General features: G+C 70.7%; 23 protein-coding genes. 11 read left to right on the top strand and 12 right to left on the bottom strand.

Features of this window, described 5'->3' with window-relative positions; all coding sequences use genetic code 11:
• Positions 1–4: 4 nt before the first annotated feature.
• Positions 5–1,447 carry a cytochrome ubiquinol oxidase subunit I gene (locus QM641_RS04960; RefSeq protein ID WP_415114046.1) on the bottom strand — a complete coding sequence of 481 codons (1,443 nt, stop codon included), beginning with the start codon at positions 1,445–1,447 and terminating at the stop codon, positions 5–7.
• 169 nt (positions 1,448–1,616) lie between these two features.
• On the opposite strand from QM641_RS04960, the gene QM641_RS04955 reads away from it, so the two are divergent.
• The 3 genes from QM641_RS04955 (at position 1,617) to fdhD (ending at position 6,453) form a co-directional block, all read left to right on the top strand.
• Positions 1,617–3,935: an FdhF/YdeP family oxidoreductase gene (locus QM641_RS04955; protein ID WP_415114044.1), complete on the top strand. Its 2,319-nt coding sequence runs from the start codon at positions 1,617–1,619 to the stop codon at positions 3,933–3,935.
• Positions 3,936–4,215: 280 nt separating this feature from the next.
• Positions 4,216–5,289, top strand: a complete 1,074-nt coding sequence (gene moaA / locus QM641_RS04950) for a GTP 3',8-cyclase MoaA (RefSeq protein ID WP_415114125.1) — start codon at positions 4,216–4,218, stop codon at positions 5,287–5,289.
• Between the two features lie 255 nt (positions 5,290–5,544).
• The gene (gene fdhD, locus QM641_RS04945) at positions 5,545–6,453 is read left to right on the top strand and encodes a formate dehydrogenase accessory sulfurtransferase FdhD (RefSeq protein WP_415114042.1); all 909 of its coding nucleotides are present in this window, start codon (positions 5,545–5,547) and stop codon (positions 6,451–6,453) included.
• On the opposite strand, the gene QM641_RS04940 is transcribed toward fdhD, so the two are convergent.
• On the bottom strand, positions 6,409–7,101 hold the full coding sequence (locus QM641_RS04940) for an alpha/beta fold hydrolase (protein ID WP_415114040.1): 693 nt from the start codon (positions 7,099–7,101) through the stop codon (positions 6,409–6,411). The genes fdhD and QM641_RS04940 overlap by 45 nt on opposite strands.
• Positions 7,102–7,254: 153 nt before the next feature.
• Here QM641_RS04940 and QM641_RS04935 point away from each other — a divergent pair, with 153 nt between their 5' ends.
• Positions 7,255–7,518: a hypothetical protein gene (locus QM641_RS04935; RefSeq protein WP_415114038.1), complete on the top strand. Its 264-nt coding sequence runs from the start codon at positions 7,255–7,257 to the stop codon at positions 7,516–7,518.
• Between the two features lie 145 nt (positions 7,519–7,663).
• Complete coding sequence (locus tag QM641_RS04930) at positions 7,664–7,819, top strand: hypothetical protein (RefSeq protein WP_415114036.1); 156 nt, start codon at positions 7,664–7,666, stop codon at positions 7,817–7,819.
• A 61-nt stretch (positions 7,820–7,880) separates the two neighbouring features.
• On the opposite strand, the gene QM641_RS04925 is transcribed toward QM641_RS04930, so the two are convergent.
• From QM641_RS04925 to QM641_RS04915, 3 genes are read right to left on the bottom strand one after another with little or no spacing between them, the layout of a single operon-like run.
• Positions 7,881–8,966: an AAA family ATPase gene (locus tag QM641_RS04925; RefSeq protein ID WP_415114034.1), complete on the bottom strand. Its 1,086-nt coding sequence runs from the start codon at positions 8,964–8,966 to the stop codon at positions 7,881–7,883.
• A 41-nt stretch (positions 8,967–9,007) separates the two neighbouring features.
• Positions 9,008–9,262 (bottom strand): hypothetical protein, encoded by a 255-nt coding sequence (locus QM641_RS04920; protein WP_415114032.1) that lies wholly within the window; start codon positions 9,260–9,262, stop codon positions 9,008–9,010.
• Between the two features lie 50 nt (positions 9,263–9,312).
• Positions 9,313–10,365 carry an LLM class flavin-dependent oxidoreductase gene (locus tag QM641_RS04915; RefSeq protein ID WP_415114030.1) on the bottom strand — a complete coding sequence of 351 codons (1,053 nt, stop codon included), beginning with the start codon at positions 10,363–10,365 and terminating at the stop codon, positions 9,313–9,315.
• Positions 10,366–10,626: 261 nt separating this feature from the next.
• On the opposite strand from QM641_RS04915, the gene QM641_RS04910 reads away from it, so the two are divergent.
• The 4 genes from QM641_RS04910 to QM641_RS04895 all read left to right on the top strand — a co-directional run bounded on the left by QM641_RS04910 (position 10,627) and on the right by QM641_RS04895 (position 13,514).
• A complete protein-coding gene (locus QM641_RS04910) occupies positions 10,627–10,860 on the top strand; it encodes a hypothetical protein (protein WP_415114029.1) in 234 nt (77 codons plus the stop codon).
• 99 nt (positions 10,861–10,959) lie between these two features.
• Positions 10,960–11,604 (top strand): NAD(P)H-binding protein, encoded by a 645-nt coding sequence (locus QM641_RS04905; RefSeq protein WP_415114028.1) that lies wholly within the window; start codon positions 10,960–10,962, stop codon positions 11,602–11,604.
• Between the two features lie 185 nt (positions 11,605–11,789).
• The gene (locus QM641_RS04900) at positions 11,790–12,290 is read left to right on the top strand and encodes a bifunctional nuclease family protein (RefSeq protein WP_415114027.1); all 501 of its coding nucleotides are present in this window, start codon (positions 11,790–11,792) and stop codon (positions 12,288–12,290) included.
• A gap of 150 nt (positions 12,291–12,440) precedes the next feature.
• Positions 12,441–13,514 carry an IS110 family transposase gene (locus QM641_RS04895; RefSeq protein WP_415114123.1) on the top strand — a complete coding sequence of 358 codons (1,074 nt, stop codon included), beginning with the start codon at positions 12,441–12,443 and terminating at the stop codon, positions 13,512–13,514.
• Positions 13,515–13,810: 296 nt separating this feature from the next.
• Here QM641_RS04895 and QM641_RS04890 read toward each other — a convergent pair whose 3' ends face one another.
• Together QM641_RS04890 and msrA are read right to left on the bottom strand one after the other, a co-directional pair.
• Positions 13,811–14,107 carry a DUF503 domain-containing protein gene (locus QM641_RS04890; RefSeq protein WP_415114025.1) on the bottom strand — a complete coding sequence of 99 codons (297 nt, stop codon included), beginning with the start codon at positions 14,105–14,107 and terminating at the stop codon, positions 13,811–13,813.
• A gap of 64 nt (positions 14,108–14,171) precedes the next feature.
• Positions 14,172–14,711 carry a peptide-methionine (S)-S-oxide reductase MsrA gene (gene msrA / locus QM641_RS04885; protein ID WP_415114023.1) on the bottom strand — a complete coding sequence of 180 codons (540 nt, stop codon included), beginning with the start codon at positions 14,709–14,711 and terminating at the stop codon, positions 14,172–14,174.
• A gap of 93 nt (positions 14,712–14,804) precedes the next feature.
• Between msrA and QM641_RS04880 the strand changes: the two genes are divergently transcribed.
• On the top strand, positions 14,805–15,563 hold the full coding sequence (locus QM641_RS04880) for a hypothetical protein (RefSeq protein ID WP_415114021.1): 759 nt from the start codon (positions 14,805–14,807) through the stop codon (positions 15,561–15,563).
• Positions 15,564–15,567: 4 nt separating this feature from the next.
• Here QM641_RS04880 and QM641_RS04875 read toward each other — a convergent pair whose 3' ends face one another.
• Both QM641_RS04875 and QM641_RS04870 read right to left on the bottom strand, forming a co-directional pair.
• The gene (locus QM641_RS04875; RefSeq protein WP_415114018.1) at positions 15,568–16,605 is read right to left on the bottom strand and encodes a lactonase family protein; all 1,038 of its coding nucleotides are present in this window, start codon (positions 16,603–16,605) and stop codon (positions 15,568–15,570) included.
• Positions 16,602–17,528, bottom strand: coding sequence for an ATP-grasp domain-containing protein (locus tag QM641_RS04870; RefSeq protein WP_415114016.1), 927 nt, complete (start codon positions 17,526–17,528; stop codon positions 16,602–16,604). Before QM641_RS04870 ends, QM641_RS04875 begins: the two co-directional genes overlap by 4 nt.
• A gap of 114 nt (positions 17,529–17,642) precedes the next feature.
• Between QM641_RS04870 and QM641_RS04865 the strand changes: the two genes are divergently transcribed.
• The gene (locus tag QM641_RS04865) at positions 17,643–17,798 is read left to right on the top strand and encodes a nucleotidyltransferase family protein (protein WP_415114121.1); all 156 of its coding nucleotides are present in this window, start codon (positions 17,643–17,645) and stop codon (positions 17,796–17,798) included.
• Positions 17,799–17,872: 74 nt separating this feature from the next.
• Here the strand turns inward: QM641_RS04865 and QM641_RS04860 are convergent, their stop codons facing one another.
• The 3 genes from QM641_RS04860 to QM641_RS04850 form a co-directional block, all read right to left on the bottom strand.
• Positions 17,873–18,265 carry a type II toxin-antitoxin system VapC family toxin gene (locus tag QM641_RS04860; protein ID WP_415114014.1) on the bottom strand — a complete coding sequence of 131 codons (393 nt, stop codon included), beginning with the start codon at positions 18,263–18,265 and terminating at the stop codon, positions 17,873–17,875.
• 16 nt (positions 18,266–18,281) lie between these two features.
• Positions 18,282–18,506, bottom strand: coding sequence for an AbrB/MazE/SpoVT family DNA-binding domain-containing protein (locus tag QM641_RS04855; RefSeq protein ID WP_415114011.1), 225 nt, complete (start codon positions 18,504–18,506; stop codon positions 18,282–18,284).
• A gap of 56 nt (positions 18,507–18,562) precedes the next feature.
• Positions 18,563–18,755: hypothetical protein (locus QM641_RS04850; RefSeq protein WP_415114009.1), on the bottom strand; the 193-nt coding region annotated here is incomplete at its 5' end.

Here is an 18,755-nt window from a genome sequence, read left to right as displayed (position 1 = left end):
CTCCTCAGTAGACCGTCGTCGGGGTGTCTTGAACCGGGAGCGCGGACGGATCGGGTTCGCCGGGTCTGGGCAGGCGGTCGGGGCCCCTGCGCACGGTCTTGAAGATGAGGCCGAACTCGACGACCGCGAGCGCCGCGTACAGCAGCGTGAACGCGATGAGCGAGACCAGCACGTTCCAGCCCGGTACGCTCTCCGAGACGCCGTCCTGGGTGAGCATGAGGCTGAACACGATCCAGGGCTGACGGCCCATCTCGGTGAAGATCCAGCCGACCAGGATGCCGAGCAGACCCAACGGCGCCTGCAGGATCGCGATCGTCCACATCCACGGGGCGACCGGCCGCTTCGCGCTCTTGCGGGTGACCCAGAGGCCCGCCACGGCGACCAGCGCGGCGGCGCCGCCGAAGCCCATCATCCAGCGGAACGACCAGTAGGTGACCCACAGGATGGGCGCGAAGTTGCCGTCGACCTGGTCGGCGAACTGCGGGAACAGCTCCTGCGCGTAGTGGAGGTTGAGGTCGTTGATGCCCTCGACGCAGCCGTCGAACGTATGCGTGGAGAGGAATGCGAGAACGTACGGCACGCGTAGCGACCAGATCTCGGCGGTCCCGTCGGGGGTTCCGATCGAGAAGATCGAGAACGAGGCATCCGCCCCGCACGCCGAGTCGAACATCGCCTCTGCGGCGGCCATCTTCATGGGCTGCGTCTCGACCATGACCAAGCCCAGCTGGTCGCCCGACAGCGCGACGCCGGCGAACGAGACGACCATCGCCCACAGGCCGAACCGCAGTGCGGGGCGCACCGTCTCCTTGTGCTCGGTGCGCATGAGCCACGCGCAGGCGGCGATCATGACGCCGGCGGAGAACATGCCGGCGGCGAAGATCGTGTGCGGGAACTGGGTGAGGGCGACCGGGTTGACCAGCAGAGCGCCGAAATCGACCATTTCGGCGCGACTGCCGTCGGCGGCCATCTGGTAGCCGACCGGGTTCTGCATGAACCCGTTGGCGGCCAGGATGAAGTACGCCGACATCCAGGTGCCCGCAGCGGTGATCCAGATGCTCGCCAGGTGGATGCCGCGCGGCAGGCGATCCCACCCGAAGATCCACAGTCCGATGAACGTGGCCTCGAAGAAGAAGGCCATGAGCCCTTCGAACGCGAGCGGCGCACCGAACACGTCGCCCACGAAGCGGGAGTACGACGACCAGTTCATGCCGAACTGGAACTCCTGCACGATGCCGGTGACCACGCCCATCGCGAAGTTGATGAGGAAGATCTTGCCGAAGAAGCGGGTCAGGTGCAGCCACCGCACATCGCCCGTGCGGTGCCACACGGTCTGGAAGATGGCGACGAAGACGCTCATGCCGAGGGTCAGCGGCACGAAGATGAAGTGATACAGCGTCGTCAGGCCGAACTGCCATCGTGCCAGCAGCAGCGGGTCGAGCAGCTCCATGTCGGCTCCAGGGGTGCAGTGCGCGCGCCGGCGCGGCGGGTTGTTCTCGTCACGCTAGCACTGCCCCACGACAGACCCGGGCGCGCGGGGGGACGCCGGAGCCCGCCCGCTGCGACCACGGTCGTAGCATGGGACCGATCCTGCGTGACCAGCCGACCAGGGAGACGCCATGGCGAGCAAGCCCCCGACCGCCGACATCGACGAGTCGCGCGTGCGGGTCACGGCGCCCAAGAAGGTCGCCGTCGGCGTTCCCGCCGTGCTCCATGCGCTGGAGATCGCGAACGAGCAGATGGGCGTGACCCGCAGCATCCGCACGCTCCTGCGGGTCAATCAGAAGGACGGCTTCGACTGCCCCGGCTGCGCGTGGCCGGAGGAGGACAAGCGGCACATCGCCGAGTTCTGCGAGAACGGGGCGAAGGCGGTCGCCGAGGAGGCCACGCTGCGCCGGGTCACTCCCGAGTTCTTCGCCGCGTACTCGGTCGACGAGCTGCGCGGGCACGACGACTGGTGGCTCGGCCAGCAGGGCAGGCTCACGCACCCGATGATCCTCGACGAGGGCGCCACGCACTACCGGCCGATCTCGTGGGACGCCGCGCTGCGGGAGATCGCGGAGGCCCTGCGCGAGCTCGACGACCCCGACGAGGCGATCTTCTACACGTCGGGCCGCACCTCCAACGAGGCGGCCTTCCTCTATCAACTGCTCGTGCGCGGCCTCGGCACGAACAACCTGCCGGACTGCTCGAACATGTGCCACGAGTCGTCCGGGTCGGCCCTCACCGAGACGCTCGGGATCGGCAAGGGCACGGTGTCGATCGAGGACGTCCACCGAGCCGACCTCCTGATCGTCGCCGGGCAGAACCCGGGCACCAACCATCCGCGCATGCTCAGCGCCCTGGAGAAGGCCAAGCAGCGGGGCGCGACCATCGTCGCGGTCAACCCGCTGCCCGAGGCGGGCCTGCTGAGGTTCGAGAACCCGCAGACCCCGCGCGGGGTGATCCTGGGCGGCACGGCGCTGGCCGACGAGTTCGTGCAGATCCGCCTGGGCGGCGATCAGGCGCTGTTCCAGGCGATCGGCAAGCATCTGCTCGAGGCCGAGGACCGCGACGGCGGTGTGGTCGACCGCGCGTTCGTCGACGCGCACACGAGCGGGTTCGATGCTTACGCCGCGGCGATGCGCGAGGTCGAGTGGACGGAGCTGGTCGAAGCCACCGGCATCCCCGAAGAAGAGCTGCGACGCGTCGCGGAGCGGGTGCGCGCGTCGAGTGCCACGATCGTGTGCTGGGCGATGGGGCTCACGCAGCACCGGCACTCCGTCCCGATGCTGCGCGACGTCGTCAACGTCCTGCTCCTGCAGGGCAACATCGGCCGGCCGGGCGCCGGGGTGTGCCCGGTGCGGGGGCACTCCAACGTGCAGGGCGATCGCACGATGGGCATCTACGAGAAGCCGTCCGAGTCGTTCCTCGCCGCCCTCGACCGCGAGTTCTCCTTCACCGCGCCCCGTGCGCACGGCCACGACACGGTGGAGGCGATCCGCGCGATGCGCGACGGCCGCGCCCGCGTGTTCCTCGCGATGGGCGGCAACTTCGTCAGCGCGACGCCGGACACCGCCGTCGTGGAGGAGGGCATGGCGCGCGTCGGGCTCACCGTGCAGGTGTCGACCAAGCTCAGCCGCTCGCACGTGGTGACCGGTCGCCGGGCGATCATCCTCCCGACGCTGGGACGCACCGACCGCGACCGTCGCGGGGGCGCCGAGCAGCGGGTGTCGGTCGAGGACTCCATGGGTGCCGTGCACTCCTCGCGCGGGCGCCTCGCCCCGCCGGCCGACGACCTCCTCAGCGAGGTCGCGATCGTCGCGCGCCTGTGCGCTCTGCTGTTCGACGGGGCCGAGCGGGCGAACGTGCCGCACGCGGACTGGGCTGCGCTGGAGAACGACTACGCGCTGATCCGCGGGCACATCGAGCGCGTCGTGCCCGGGTTCGACGACTACGAGCGGCGCATCGACAAGGGCGGCACGCTGCTCCTGCCGAACGGGCCGCGCGACGCGCGCCGGTTCGCCACCTCCGATGGCCGGGCGCAGTTCACCGCCAACCCGCTGGAATACCCCGTCATCCCGGAGGGGCGACTGCTGCTGCAGACCCTGCGGTCGCACGACCAGTACAACACCACGATCTACGGGAAGGACGACCGGTATCGCGGCATCCACGGCGGGCGGCGCGTCGTGCTCGTGAACCCGGAGGACGTCCGTGCGGCCGGCTTCGCCGAGGGCGAGGTCGTCGACCTCGTCTCGGAGTGGGTCCGTCCCGACGGAGACGTCGAGGAGCGCCGTGCCGAGGCGTTCCGGATCGTGCCGTACTCGACGCCGCGCGGAAACGCCGCCGCGTACTACCCGGAGACGAACGTGCTGGTGCCGCTCGACTCGACCGCCGCCGTGAGCGGCACCCCGACCTCGAAGTCCGTGGTCGTCCGCCTGGAGCGGCGCCCGACCTGAGCACCTCCCGTGCCTGCCCGGTGTCGGCGCCGATCCGCCCCCCAGTGCCGGCATCCCTTCTTCCCCTGTTGGCGACACCTTCCTGCATCCCGTAGCGTCGCCCCGCGGGGTTGGCGCCAGTTTACTGCTTCGGCCCGTACGAACATGTGGCGCCATCGCAGGGAACTGGCGCCGAAACCGCCCGGCAGGGGGTGTGCCGGTCCTGGCGGGGCGCGGATACCCTCGAAGGGATGGGACGTCGACGGAGCAGGCCGTGACGGCGATTCCGGTGACGATCGGGATGCCGCGCACCGGCGTGCGCGATCTGCCGCTGCCCGCGGCGCTGCGAGCCGCCACGACCGATCCGTGTGCGACCCTCGGCGACCCGCTGGTCGACACCCACGGCCGCGTGCATCGCGACCTGCGCATCTCGCTCACCGATCGCTGCTCACTGCGCTGCACGTACTGCATGCCCGAGCAGGGCAACGAGTGGCTGGCCCGGTCCAGCATCCTGACGCTCGACGAGATCGAGCGGGTCGCGCGGGTGGCCGCGGCCGACGGCATCACGACCTTCCGGCTCACCGGCGGCGAGCCGCTGCTGCGCCCCGACATCGTCGAGGTCGTGGGGCGCCTGGCCGCCGTCGAGGGCTCGTCGGGTCCGGTGGAGCTCGCGATGACGACGAACGGCATCCGCCTTCCCGAGCTGCTGCCGGGGCTGATCGAGGCGGGCCTTGACCGCCTGAACGTCTCGATCGACACGCTGCGCCGCGACCGGTTCCACGCGCTCACACGCCGTGACCGCCTCGACGACGTGCTGGCCGGAATCGCGGCGGCTGCGGCATCGGGCCTGCGGCCACTCAAGCTCAACACGGTGGCGATGCGCGACGTCAACGACGACGAGCTGATCGAGCTGGTCGATTTCGCGATCGCGCACGACGCGCAGTTGCGCTTCATCGAGCAGATGCCGCTGGATGCCGGGCACACGTGGGACCGCACGCGCATGGTCACGCGGGACGAGATCCTCGCGACGCTCTCGGCCCGCTGGAGCCTGACCCCCGTGCCGGGCCGCGGGGGAGCGCCCGCGGAGCGCTGGATGCTCGACGGCGGGCCGCACACCGTCGGGGTGATCGCCTCGGTGACCGCGCCGTTCTGCGGCGACTGCGACCGGCTGCGGCTCACCGCCGACGGACAGCTGCGCAATTGCCTGTTCTCCACGACCGAGTACGATCTCATCCCGGTGCTGCGCGGCGGGGGCCGGGACGGCGCGATCGACGCGATGCTGCGCTCGTGCGCGCGCGGCAAGCTCCCCGGGCACGCCATCAACGACCCGGCGTTCCTGCAGCCCGCGCGCGGCATGAACGCGATCGGCGGCTGACCGGTCGGTGCCGGCGTGGTCGCCGCTTCCTCCCGCCGCGGTCCGGCCCCCGGAGCCGCGGTCGGGCCCTCCCGAGCCGCGGCAGCCGGCTCGTGCGTCCCGCTTACAGGGCCGATCGGTGGTTTCAGGGCCCGGGCGGGGTCGCGGGGCCGTTTCGCCCTGTAAGCGGGACGCGGTCGGCGGCTGACCGGGTCCATCCGGGCCTGGCCCGAGCCTGACGCCACCCGGGCCTTGCCGCCGGGCTAGCATGGCGCCATGGGTCGGATCACGGCGCGCCGCTCGATCACACGGGTCACCGTGGGCTCGGCGGACGACCACGGAGCGACCCGCCGCACCGACACGCTCGTCGTGGAGGAGCCGCTGGAGATCCGGCTGGGCGGGTCGCCGCTGGTCGTGACGATGCGCACGCCGGGCCATGACGTGGAGCTGGCCGCGGGCTTCCTCGTCTCGGAGGGCGTGATCTCGCGCGGCGAGCAGTTCCGCTCGGCGATCCACTGCGGCGGGCCGGCTGATCGGCCGGCCGCAGAGCCCACCGGCATCCCGGACCTCATCGATTCCGACGGCACCGGGAACACCTACAACGTCCTCGACGTCACCCTCGCGCCCGGGGCCGTGCGGCCCGACCTCTCCCTCGCCCGCAACTTCTACACGACGAGCTCGTGCGGGCTGTGCGGCAAGGCGTCGATCGACGCGGTCGAGGCGGTGTCGTCCTTCGAGGTGGCCGGCGATGCGGTGCGGGTGGATGCCGGGTTCCTCGCCGGCCTACCCGACCGGCTGCGCGCGCAGCAGGCCGCCTTCGAGAAGACCGGGGGCCTGCACGCGGCGGCCCTGTTCGACGGCTCGACGGGGGAGCTGCTCGTCGCCCGCGAGGACGTGGGGAGGCACAACGCGGTGGACAAGGTCGTCGGCTGGGCGCTGCTGCACGACCGCCTGCCGCTGCGCGGCACGGTGCTGCAGGTGTCCGGCCGCGCGAGCTTCGAGCTGGTGCAGAAGGCCGTGATGGCCGGCATCCCCGTGCTGGCCGCGGTGTCGGCGCCCTCGTCGCTGGCGGTCGACCTCGCCGAGGCGTCCGGGCTCACGCTGGTGGGATTCCTCCGCGGCGCGACGATGAACCTCTACTCACGGCCCGATCGGGTGATCTCCGCCCTCGTCCCCGTGGAGTGACGGGCCGACTGAGGCGAGGAAGGCCAGCAGCTGGCCGGTGAACTCCGCGGGCTTGTCCGTGTTCAGCTCGTGACCGCCGCCCGTGACGAGATGCAGGCGTGCGTTCGGGATGCCGGCCGCCAGAGCCCTCGCGCCGCGCAGGTTCGCGACGTCCCTCGCGCCGCACAGCACCAGGGTCGGCGCCGTGATGGCTGCGAGCCGGTCGCGGAAGTCGGTGCCGGCGATCTCGCGCGACACGGCGATGACGCGCTCCTTGCCGGTGCCGTCGGGGGCGACGATCCGCTCCGGGAGCACGCGCAGGAGCACGGACTGCAGCGCCATGAGCGCACGCGGCGGATGCACCTGACCGCCGGAGAGGACGAGCGAGGCCACGCGCTCGGGATGGTCGATCGCGAGCTGCGTGGCCACCATCGCGCCGAGGGAGAGCCCGCACAGGTGGACGCGTGCGGCGCCCCGGGCATCCAGCTCGTCGAGGAGACGAGCGGTGGCGCGACGGAGCGTGAACGGGGTCGGGTCGCCGGCGTCGAGCCCCGCGATGGGCGGAACGAAGCCGGCGAAGCCCGGTGGCAGCGACGCGAGCTGCGACGCCCACGACGAGGGGCCGGTGCCGAGCCCATGCAGGAACACGACGAGTTCACGCTGGGCCATGAGCACAGGCTACTCGCGTCGTGGGTCCGCCACGCGGGGGAGGGTGCGGGCCTCGCAGCACAGGACGGAATCGGCGGGAATCCGCCTCGTGGTGGAGGTCGCGGTATCCGCCGTCCCCTACCGTGACAAGGGAACCGGAATCAGGAGGTCATCATGCAAGGACGAGCATCTGCGCTGGTATTCGGCGACCGTGAGGACCCGCGCAAGCGGCTCGCGGAGCTATTCGGCGGCGACGTGCCCGAGGCGGCACAGCCGCCTCAGCCGGCGATGGACTGGGCGGCGGACCTGCTGCGGGGCACCGCCGGCCGGCAGATCACCACCCAGCTCGAGGCCATCCGCCTCTTCCGTGCTGCCGAGCCACGACTCGGGCTGAAGCCGGCGACGTTCCTGGCCAAGAACGCGCTCGCGGCGCGCTGAGACGTGCGAGCACCCGTGGCAGAGAGGACGAGTTTGCTCCAGACCGAACGATTGACGTTGCGTCCCTGGGCGGAGGGGGATGCCGCGTTCCACCGCGAGCTGTGGAGCGAGCGCGACCCTCGGGTCCCGCCTCATCGCTGGATCGATGCCGACGGGGGGGGTCTCCCGGCTGCGCGCATCGGTGTGGGAGTGGAACACCGCCTCGCGACGCGTGCTGGCGAGGCTCGGCTTCACCGCGGCCGAAACCATCCGCGTCGACCCGGAGCGCGGCCACTCGCTCATGACCGTCCGAGACCTCTGACCCGGGAAGCCCGCGGATGACGGGAACCACCGTGATCTCGGCTGAGACCACGAGAGTCGCATTACGACTCAGCGACTGCCTGGACGCGCGAGGCGGCCTCGAGAACCGTCAAGCAGCTGGTGTCGAGCAGAGCCTCGCCGTCACGAAGGGGCATCCCGAGTTGCGTGCTTCCCTCCGCGAGTACCGATTCGAGCACTGATTCGGGCGCCGCAACCAGATCATCGCCAGGCAGGACGGGACCGCGCCCTTGGCGGCGATGCCGGATGCGCTCACGGCGGGCATCCTCGTCGGCACGTATCCGAACCCAGCCGAAGCCGTCAGAAGCCAGCGTCTGACGCACCGCGCGGGGGTCGACCAGCAGGGGTGCGACGATGACCACGCTCTGGGCGCCAGCGTCTCGGAAGACGTGTGCAAGCTCTTGGGCATGACATGCCCCGACAGGGCGGTCGATGTTCCAGACGAAGCTGAGTTGTGCCGCATCGATGAACCCGGTGCGATACTCCTTGCTCCATGCCTCAGTGGCAACAGCCCAACCAACGCTTGAAGTGCCGGCTACGCGCGGTCCGCACAACCACAACACGCGAAATGGCCCACTGTCACTTCGGTGCTGATCTGCGGACTCGGGGGTGAAGAAGGGTGCGGCAGCATGGAGTGGAGGGCTGGCATCCAGGGCCCTGAGCACGTCGGCCACCGTCTGATGCGGTGCTCGCTCACCGGTCTCGAGCCGAGTCCAACTCGGATCAGCACGGCTCGATTCGGAGGCGCCGATCGACGCGACCTCTGCAACGCGTTCGCTTGTCCAGCCCCGTGTTGCCAGACGCGCGCCAAGAACCGTCTCGGGCGCATTGAGCCAGAGAGACCAGGTGGGAAACTCACTGGCTGGCGGGGGAGCGTCGGGGGACGCCACTCCCGAAACGATCAAGCGCTCCGCGCCCGCAGCCGCGAATTTTCGCGCCAACCGTCGAAGTGCACGCTCTTTGAGCCGCCAACGATCTGGGTCATCATCGGCGGCGGGATAGCACATACCCAGTTGGTCGATGTCAAGATACGCGACGGGGATGCCGGTTTCGGCTGCGTGCTGAGCGAGCGTCCACGCAACCGTTGACTTCCCGACGCCCGGCGGCCCAGCGAGTCGCAGAATCTCCACGCCCCAACACTATGGCGCACGAGAAACTCGTCGGGAAGGCTTCAGGCGGACTGCTTGTAGCGCTTCATCGCAGCCTGGTGGCTGACGCCGAGCGCGTCTCCGATCTGCGTCCAGGTCGCGCCTGACTCTCGCGCTTCCGCAACGACAACGGTGAGTTGCTGATTGGCGTAGTCCCGGAACTGCGCCGCCCAGTGCAGGGCACGCAATGGGTCACGTCCGGAGTGAACCGCGTTCTCAAAATCGAAGTTCTCGAAACGGTCAGCGAGTACTTCGTCTGGTTTCGTTTGCTTTGTCATTTTCATCACCGTCGCTTGCTCGTGCGGAGGTACTTGGGTCGTGCCGCGACTCAGATCGCGTCTCCTTCGACCGGTCCCTCCGTGTTCGGCTGCCAGCCGAGCGCCGGCGCGACATGCCGGGCGAACGACTCGACGAGGTGCAGGTTGAAGGCGACGCCCAGCTGCGAGGGGATCGTGAGCATGAGCGTGTCGGCGCTGCGGATCGCGGCATCCGCCTTCAGCTGCTCGACCAGGACGTCCGGCGCCCCGGCATACGTCTTGCCGAAGGTGGAGCGCATGCCGTCGATGACGCCGACCTGGTCGCCGTCCTGCCGCCCTCCGAAGTACAGCTCGTCCTCCGCGGTCGTGATCGGGAAGATCGAGCGGCTCACCGACACGCGCGGCTCGCCGGCGTGCCGGGCCTCGCGCCATGCGTCGCGGAAGGCGGCGATCTGCTCGGCCTGCAGCTCGTCGAACGGCAGTCCGCGGTCCTCGGTGAGGAGCGTCGACGACATGAGGTTCACTCCCATGCGGCCCGCCCACTGCGCGGTGTCGCGGTTGCCTGCTCCCCACCAGACCCGGGAGCGCAGGCCGGGGGAGTGCGGCTCGATGCGCTGCCGACCCGTGCCGCCGCCGAACGGGCTGTGCGGATCGCGGTCGGCCATGCCCTCGCCCTCGACGGCGCGCAGGAACGTGTCGAAGTGATCGCGGGCCAGATCCGCGCCACGGGGGTCGGACGATCCCGTGTAGCCGAACGCCTCGTAGCCGCGCACGACGGTCTCCGGTGACCCGCGGCTCACGCCGAGTGCGAGCCGTCCGTCGCTGATCAGATCGACGGATGCCGCCTCCTCGGCCAGCTGCAGCGGGTTCTCGTAGCGCAGGTCGATGACGCCGGTGCCGACCTCGATCCGCCGCGTGCGCGCCGCGATGGCGGCCAGCAGCGGCATGGGTGAGGACTGCTGCCGCGCGAAGTGGTGGACCCGGAAGTAGGCGCCGTTGACCCCGAGCTCGTCCATGCCCTCGGCCAGTTCGATCGCCTGGACCATCGAGTCCCGCGCGGAGAGGATCCGTCCGCCGCCCAGCGGCCCGTAGTGTCCGAAGGAGAGGGTTCCGAAGCGCTGCATGGTGAGGTCAACGGTACGCGGGCCGAATGCATTCCGCTGAATGGATGCCACGGCCAGGTGTCCGCCACGAACTTCGGAGGATCGCGCGAAGTTCGGAGGATCCAGCCGAAATCCTCCGAGCTTCGCGCAACTCTCCGGGGTTGGCATGGCCGATGAGCGCGAGCGGCGGGCTCGCGGCACTCGGTGGACTCACAGTCCGGATTAACGGGCCCGTCACCGCTCTCATCACGTTTCGTCATGCGGGGAGCGTTACCTGAGCGCATGGCCGACACCGACACCATCCCCGTCCAGGCCGTGCGGAACCCCACGCGCGGCTTCTTCTCGTACTTCGAGTGCCTCGGACCCGCCCACCTCGCCGCGCAGGCGCGCCTCTACGCGCGCGATGCGGCCGCCAACGCCGACGAGATCCTCGCCCGCGCGCACCGCGCAGCGGCCGAGGAGGCGCGTCGTGCCCGCACGGAGCGACTCGGACCCGAGCTGGAGTGGATCCCCTGAGCCGACGCCGGGGTGATCTGCTCGGCGGTCCAGCTCGCGCGGGCCCGGCGGTGGACGGCCGTGACGCATAGGCTCGATTCAGCGACGGAAGGAGCCCTCATGGCCCGCATCCTGCTCATCGGCGGACACGGCAAGGTGGCGCTGCTGCTCGAGCCTTTGCTCGTGGCCGCAGGCCACGACGTGACGGCGGTCTTCCGCAATCCCGATCACGAGGCGGATGTCGCCGCTACCGGGGCGGTTCCCCTCGTCGCCGATGTCGAGACGCTCGACACCGACCAACTGACAGGGCTCGTGAGCGGCCACGACGTCGTGGTGTGGTCCGCCGGCGCGGGCGGCGGTGGCACGGGCCGCACGTACTCCGTCGATCGGGATGCCGCGATCCGCTCGATCGACGCGGCACGCGCCGCGGGGGTCCGCAGGTACGTCATGGTGTCGTACTTCCGTGCACGCCTCGACCACGGCGTCGCCCCCGCCGACGGATTCTTCGCCTACGCGGAGGCGAAGGCGGCCGCCGACGAGCACCTGCGCGGGAGCGGTCTGGACTGGACGATCGTCGCGCCCAGCACGCTCACGCTCGACCCGCCGACGGGGAGCATCGACGCGCGCGCCGCGACGTCGGGGTCGGTGTCGCGTGCCGATGTCGCGGCCGTCGTCCTGGCCGCGATCGAGACGCCGGCGACTGTCGGCGCGACGATCCGCTTCAACTCGGGCGACGTGCCGATCGCCGAGGCGCTGGCGGGATGAGGCGTCGCCCTTCGCGGCATGCCTGCCCGTGCTGATCCAGGCGCCGATCGTCGGGGTGCCCGGTCTCGATCACGCAGGCGGCGAGCTGGCGGCCCTCGCGGAGGCATCCGTCGGCCCGTGACGGGTCTCGGCCGGGCCGCGCCCGATGTCTGCCGCGGTGCCTACGATGGCTGGAGGGAGGCGAGATGGTCCAGGTACGCGTCGCCGGCGTCGCGCTCGACGGCGCGCATCAGCACGTCCTCCTCCTCAAGCCCCTCGACGAACTGCCGGGGGAGGGCGAGATCCTGCCCGTGTGGATCGGGCAGCTGGAGGCGACCTCGATCCTGATCGCGGTGCAGGGCGCGACCCCGCCGCGTCCGCTCGCGCACGACCTGATGCGCGAGTTGCTGACCGCGGCCGGCGCCGAGGCGACTGGGGTCGAGATCACACGCATCGATGAGGGCACGTTCTACGCCGAGATCTCGCTGTCGACGCCCGGCGGCGACCGCGTCGTCGATGCGCGGCCGTCGGATGCCGTCGCGCTGGCCTCGCGCCTGGGCATCCCGATCAGCGTCGCCGAGGCCGTCATGGACGAGGCGGGCGTGCCCGATGTGCTCACCGAGGCCGAAGCCGCGGAGAGTCTCGCCGAGTTCCAACGCTTCCTCGACGACGTCGACCCCGAGGACTTCGCCGGCCCGCAGGACTGATTCAGACCCTATGAGTGTGGGGTTCTGAAGCTCTTGTGGGCCCAGGGCCTCACGGTGCAGATTCGTGGATCATCTCGAGGAGTGGCCTCGGGATGCCGACATGCAGCGGAGGCCCTGGTGTTCAACGAGCGTACGGCGATTGGTTTGGATGTGCACGCGCGGAGCGTGCGGGCGGCGGCGATCGACTTGTCGACCGGTGAGGTGATCGAGGTCAAGCTTCCCGGGGTGAACGCGGAAGTCGTCGACTGGGTGACGCGGATCGCGAGCCGGCATGGGCCGGTGCATGCCGCGTATGAGGCCGGCCCGACGGGGTTCGGGCTGGCACGCAAGCTCGAGACGGCGGGTGTGGCGTGCACGGTCGCGGCTCCGTCGAAGATCATCCGGCCGGCCGGGGACAGGGTGAAGACCGACGCCCGGGATGCGCTGCTGATCGCGCGGCTGCTGCGGATGGACGAGCTGACCGCGGTGCGGGTGCCGACGGTGGCGGAGGAATCCGCCCGCGACCTGGTGCGCGCCCGCGATGATGCCCGGGTCGAGCTGATGGCGGCCCGGCACCGGCTCTCGAAGCTGCTGCTGCGCCGCGGGATCGTCTATGAGGCGGGGAAAGACGCGTGGACCGGGGCGCATGACGCCTGGCTGCGGCGGGTCCGCCGCGACGGGCTGGACGACGCGGGTCCCGGAACGCTGCACGCGTTCGACGCCGGCTACGACGCCGTCACGGCCATCCTGGCGCGCCGCGACCGGCTCGACCGCGACATCCTGACGATGGCTGAGGATTCGGAGTTCACCGCCGTGACCAGGCGGCTGGGCTGCCTGCGCGGGATCTCCACCCTGACCGGGTTCGCCCTCGCGGTCGAGGTCGGCGACTGGGACCGGTTCACCGGCCGCACGATCGCGTCGTATCTGGGCCTGGTGCCGTCCGAGCACTCCTCCGGCGGTTCCCGCTCGCTCGGGGCGATCACCAAGACCGGCAACACGCACGCCCGCCGGCTGCTGATCGAAGCGGCCTGGCATCACAAGGCCCGCTACGCACCCGGGAAGGTCATGAAGGCGCGATGGGCGGCAGCGCCGGCCGCGGCCGCGGCCCGCGGCGACGTGGGGAACCGGCGCCTGCACCACCGATGGATGGTGCTGTCCGCGAAGCACAAGAAGCACACCGTCGCGAACACCGCGATCGCCCGCGAGCTCGCCGGTTGGTGCTGGTCGCTGGCCGTCATGGACTGACCCGAGAAGCTCGTTCGCCCCCGGCCAGGCGCCCGGGAACGCATGCAGCGTGAGGAGCGCACCAGCGGACCGACTGTGAGCAGCCGCCCCCCGGCGGGCCACGCTCGACCTCAGACACGCTCGAACGCTCTCGCCGGAACAAGGGTCATGCGGTAACCAACCCGCGCATATCAGACTGACCACGCGTCACCAGACACGCCGCACCCCGGACCAGCCCCCCGGCGAACGACCAAGCGCCGCCAGGCATCCAGTCTGGCGGCGCTTCCCCCTGCGCACTTGACAAAACGAGTCACATATCAGTCGTCGCTGGAGTGCAGCCCGCGCCGTGCCGAGAGCACGGTGACCTCCGGGTGCTCCTGGGCGAGCAGGCGCTCGGCGCGGTCGAGCACGTCCCGCACGTGCGCGGCATTGCCGGCCAGCGCGCACACGCCGACCGTTGCGCGCCGGTGCAGGTCGAGAGAGCCGACCTCGGCCGCGGCGGCCTCGGTGCGCCGGCTCAGGCCGGCGACGATCGGCCGCACGATGTTGCGCTTCTCCTTCAGCGAGCGCACGTCGCCGAGCAGGAGGTCGAACTCGATCCAGCCCATCCACACCCGTCCGAGTCTGCCACGTGCTCGTGGCGGAGCGGCGGCGGGGTCGGCTGAACGGGGCGCCGGATCAGACCGTGGCGCTGCGCCGGGGCAGCACCCAGTCCGCGCGCGGGAAGTGGCACGTGTACCCCTCCGGGTTGCGCTGCAGGTAGTCCTGATGCTCGGGCTCGGCCTCCCAGAAGGGTCCCGCGGGCTCGATCGACGTGACGGCCCTGCCCGGCCACAGGCCGGAGGCGTCGACGTCCGCGATGGTGTCGCGGGCGATCTCCTCCTGCTCCGGCGTGAGCGGGAAGATGGCCGACCGGTAGCTGGTGCCGAGGTCTTTGCCCTGACGATTGAGGGTCGAGGGGTCGTGGATCTGGAAGAAGAACGCGAGGATGTCTCGGTACGTCGTCTTCGTCGGATCGAAGACGATCTCGACGGACTCCGCGTGACCGGGGTGGTGGCGGTAGGTCGCGTGGTCGTTCTGCCCGCCGGTGTAGCCGACGCGGGTGGCGAGCACGCCCGGCTGGTGACGGATGAGATCCTCCATGCCCCAGAAGCAGCCGCCGGCGAGGACGGCCGTCTCGGTGCCGGGGGTGCGGGTGATGGATCCGGTGTCGTTCATGTGCGTTCTCCTGAGTGGTCGACTCCAGCAGTATCTCAGGTTCCCGGCATCCGGGGGCCGTCACGGCGGCGCCGGATGGGGGATGATCGATGCGTGTACCTGCCGTTGCCGTCCGTGCCCGTGCCGGCGAGCCAGGGCGGGATGAGCTACGGGGCGATGCTGCTGCCCGCCGCCGGCGCCTCGGCGCAGGCACTGCTGCCGCTGCTGCTCCAGCTCCACTTCTCGGGGTGGGTCGCCCCGCCCGGCGACGGCTGGGCGGTGGTGATCGGTGAGCCCGGCGACGGGGTCGTCGCCGACGGGCGGCGCGGCGTGATCGAGGCGGCCGCCTTCGTCGCCGAGCGGATGCCGGGGGTCGTGCTCGCCGTGCGCGTGAGACGAGATCGCCAGCTCGCGCTCGTGGCCTGGCGGTCCGGCGAGGAGCTCGGCCGATACTCCAGTGATCCGTCCCAGGAGCCGGATGCCGACAAGGACGTGCTGTCCGAGCCGGTGGGCACAGAACACGCCGAGACCTTCGCCGCGCTGTGCGGGCACGAGGAGGCCGCGGGACGGCTGACCGAGCTGCTCGGGGAGGAGCTCGACCCCGACAGCGTGTTCGAGTCGGAGCGCCTCGCGGGCGTGGCGCGGCTGCTGGGCCTGCCGGGCTGGTTGGTCGCCGCGGGGGCGCTTCCCGACGACATCCCGACAGGTCCCCGGGCCCGCGAGCTCACCCGGCTGCGCGCCGGGGCGCCGGGAGCTGCGGGCCGCGTGCGGGACGCGCCGCTGCGGGCTCTGCGCCGCCATCAGCAGCCTCCGCCGGTGATCGCCGATCCGCCCAGAGGCGGCGGGATGGAGTTCGAGCTGTGGATGCTGTGACCGCTCAGCAGGCCGCGACGAAGCGCACCCAGTTGGCGCCGCCGCCGGTCTCGGCGCGCTGACGCAGCTCCAGCCGATCGCCCTCGACGCGGTACAGCGACACCGTCGTGGAGCGCTCGCCGGCCGCGACGAGGTGGGCGCCGTCGGGGCTCACCGCGAAGCCGCGGGGCTGCGGCTCGGTGACGAAGAAGCGGTCGGGCGCCGACACCGAGCCGTCGGCGGCGATCGCGACCGCGCCCAGTGTGCTCTCGGTGCGCTCGGTGCACCAAAGGCGGCGCCCGTCGTCGGCGAGGTGCAGGTCGGCACCCCAGATGAAGTGGTTGGCCATCGGGTCGGCGCCGAACACGCTGTGACCGAGACCTTTCGTCGGGTCGTACGCGGTGGTCGCCTCACGCAGGGTCAGCGCGCCGGCAGCGGTGTCGCGCGCGAAGCTCAGCACCTCGCCGGAGAACTCGGTCAGCACGTAGACGGCATCCTGCGCCTCGTTCAGCACGAGGTGTCGCGGGCCGCTTCCGGGCGGGCAGGCCACAGTCCCGGGCTCCAGCGGAACCAGGGCGAGTTCGTCGTCGAGCGCGTACTGGGCGACGAGGTCGGCGCCCAGCGAGACGAAATACGCGAAGCGGCCGTCGGCGCTGGGGATCACCGAGTGCAGGTTGGGGAAGGCGATCCGCGAGACCGGCGCCTTGACCACACCGTCGACGATCGGGCAGGAGATGCCGTAGCCCCCGCCGTACGAGGCGCCGAGCAGGCCCGTGCCTCCGCGCGTGAGCGCGAGGTAGTTCATGCCGCCGTCGGTCAGATCCAGGCGCGAGAGCGGTGTGAGCCGTCCGGTCGTGCGGTCGAGGGAGAGGGTCAGGATGCCGACGGGATCGCCCTTGACCGCGGCGTGGACGAGGTTCCGCTCGGGGTCGATCGCGAAGGTGGAGCAGCCGGGCAGGCCCTCGGTCACCGCGATGCGGACGAACGCGTCGCCGTCGAGTCGGAACGTGCTGATGCTTCCGTCGCCGGCGTTGGCGACCAGGACGAGCCAGGAATCGGTCATAGTCCCGATCGTAGGGGGGAAGTGCGTGCGGCGGCACGGAGGACGGCATCCGTCACCATGCCGACCACGTGCGGCGCGATGTGCAGGTTGAGGGCGGGCTCGACGAGCTCGACCTCGAGGGCGACCAGCCCGAAGTCGGCGGAGTCGACGGTGTCGACGCGAGCGTAGAGCGGCGCGGGCTCGCCGGTGAGCTCGGCGACCGCGCGCAGTGCGGCCTCGGCGAACGCGCGCTCGGCCGCGGTCGTGGGCACGGGCTCGGGGTGCTCGATGTAGACGCCGCCGATGAGGCTTCCGCCGTGCTCGAGGAGCGCGCCCTTGGCGATCGCGTGCGTGTGGTGCCCGTCGATCGCGTAGAGCGCCTTCTCTCGACCCGCGCTGAGCTCGGGGACCTCGGGCTGTATCATCGCGACGCCGCCGCCGGCGACGATGCGCGCGGCGAGGGCGGCCGCCCGCGGGTCGTGCGCGTCGAACAACCCGGTGTCGCGAGCCCCGCCGGAGATGACGGGCTTGACGACCACCCGCTCCGCGCCGTGTGCGTCGAGCGCCGCGCGCGCCTCGTCGGCCGTGGCGCAGTACTGCGTCGGCACGACGCGGATGCCGGCGCTCTCCAGGCCGCGCAGGTAGCGCTTGTCGAGGTTCCAGCGGACCATCGACGGCGAGTTCAGCACGTGCGTGGTGGCCTCGGCCCGGTCGAGCCACGCGTGGAACTCGTCGAAGCGGACGGGGTAATCCCACGGCGAGCGGATCACGAGCAGGTCGAAGGCGCCGAGGTCCGTCTCGTCGGCGTGCCACACGACGGGCTCGGCGAGGGCGCCGCGCTCGCGGAGCGCGGCGAGCAGGATCGGAGTGTCGTGGTCGGGATCCTCGGGGGAGTACTCGTCCGTGACGACGATGCCGATGCGAGGGCGGGCTGATGCGGTCACGGGCACCCAGCGTAACCGGGGTGCCGACGTGCATCGTGGGATGTCCCGCACAGCGGCATGGGGCCGATCGTCCATCGCCCGTAGAGGTCGCTCCCCGCGGCGACGGCCCCGAAGCTGTTCGGCTCGGTCGCGCGCGGCACCGCGCATACCGGCAGCGACATCGACATCCTCGTCGAGATGGATCCCGCCTGGCCGCAGATCCGCGGCTTCAGGAACATCCTCGTCCATCAGTATTTCGGTGTCGGCGTCGACATCGTCCGCGCGTCCTGACAGGCCGCTGCCGGCTCAGCTGTGCGCCGCCTACGGCGGGCCGGGGTCAGCGGATGGTGGTATCCCCACGAGCGTCAGTCGGGTGCGATGACCCTCAGCGTCGGGAAGGCGGTGCGGTAGCGACGTGCATCGCGCGTCAGAAGCGTATGGCCCCTGACGATAGCATGGGCGCCGATGTAGAAATCAGGGAGGATCGCAGTACGCGATCCTCCGCGTCGTCGATAGTCGGCGAATGCCTTCGCGGCGGGATAGGCCGCCTCGTAGGGCAGGTTCTCGCGTATCAATCGCAGCTGACCGATCACGGCAGTGAGCTCGTCTTCGGACGCGAATCGCACGGACAACTCGGCGAAGACGAGCTGGTTGATGACGAGATCACCGGCGTCAAGAGCGCGTGCCAACGCATCGCTCGACCAGTCCGACCAGCGCGGATGGTTCGTCACGACGTCGAGCAGGACGTTCGTGTCCACCAGGACGGCAGGTCGCCTATTCTCCACGGGTCATGGCCATGATGTCGTCGGTCGCGGGACCGTTCCCTGCGCTCCCGCGAACGCGCAGCACAGCGCGCTGGCCCGTTGTCAGGTCGTCGTGGTGGACGATCCGCAGGACTCCTCCGTCATCGATCACGCTCACCTCGTCGCCCGCAGCGAAGCCATGCTTCCGCCGCAGCTCGGCGGGGATCGTGACCTGTCCTTTCGTGTTGAGCTTCACATCCCACCTCTGTAATACCTCGCGATCGACCAATGTAATACTACCGTCGCCGCCCGTCAGAACGGAGGGATGCGGGGCGTCGTAGCGGTCTGTGTGCGCAGGCGTGTGAGGATCGCCGCGGCTTCTTTTTCGCCGGGTCGGGGTTGTCGGGTGGTGTAGCCGGTGGGTGAGACGAGTTGCACGGTGCTGTCGGCGCGGCGCTGGTAGCGGAAGCGGGTCTTCTCCTTGTTCTGGTTGTCGGGGGCGCAG

Origin of the sequence: Microbacterium sp. (assembly GCF_047605725.1) — a bacterium.
Taxonomy (GTDB): domain Bacteria; phylum Actinomycetota; class Actinomycetes; order Actinomycetales; family Microbacteriaceae; genus Microbacterium.
This window is presented reverse-complemented; position numbering and strand designations above follow the sequence as displayed.

Bases quoted from the DNA above. Each gene is read 5' to 3' on its own strand.
- msrA (WP_415114023.1), bottom strand. From the start codon at position 14,711: ATGAACGACACCGGATCCATCACCCGCACCCCCGGCACCGAGACGGCC.
- QM641_RS04905 (WP_415114028.1), top strand. From the start codon at position 10,960: ATGGCCCGCATCCTGCTCATCGGCGGACACGGCAAGGTGGCGCTGCTG.
- moaA (WP_415114125.1), top strand. From the start codon at position 4,216: ATGCCGCGCACCGGCGTGCGCGATCTGCCGCTGCCCGCGGCGCTGCGA.
- QM641_RS04930 (WP_415114036.1), top strand. From the start codon at position 7,664: ATGCCGACGGGGGGGGTCTCCCGGCTGCGCGCATCGGTGTGGGAGTGG.
- QM641_RS04955 (WP_415114044.1), top strand. From the start codon at position 1,617: ATGGCGAGCAAGCCCCCGACCGCCGACATCGACGAGTCGCGCGTGCGG.
- fdhD (WP_415114042.1), top strand. From the start codon at position 5,545: ATGGGTCGGATCACGGCGCGCCGCTCGATCACACGGGTCACCGTGGGC.
- QM641_RS04910 (WP_415114029.1), top strand. From the start codon at position 10,627: ATGGCCGACACCGACACCATCCCCGTCCAGGCCGTGCGGAACCCCACG.
- QM641_RS04940 (WP_415114040.1), bottom strand. From the start codon at position 7,101: ATGGCCCAGCGTGAACTCGTCGTGTTCCTGCATGGGCTCGGCACCGGC.
- QM641_RS04900 (WP_415114027.1), top strand. From the start codon at position 11,790: ATGGTCCAGGTACGCGTCGCCGGCGTCGCGCTCGACGGCGCGCATCAG.
- QM641_RS04960 (WP_415114046.1), bottom strand. From the start codon at position 1,447: ATGGAGCTGCTCGACCCGCTGCTGCTGGCACGATGGCAGTTCGGCCTG.
- QM641_RS04920 (WP_415114032.1), bottom strand. From the start codon at position 9,262: ATGACAAAGCAAACGAAACCAGACGAAGTACTCGCTGACCGTTTCGAG.
- QM641_RS04915 (WP_415114030.1), bottom strand. From the start codon at position 10,365: ATGCAGCGCTTCGGAACCCTCTCCTTCGGACACTACGGGCCGCTGGGC.
- QM641_RS04935 (WP_415114038.1), top strand. From the start codon at position 7,255: ATGCAAGGACGAGCATCTGCGCTGGTATTCGGCGACCGTGAGGACCCG.
- QM641_RS04875 (WP_415114018.1), bottom strand. From the start codon at position 16,605: ATGACCGATTCCTGGCTCGTCCTGGTCGCCAACGCCGGCGACGGAAGC.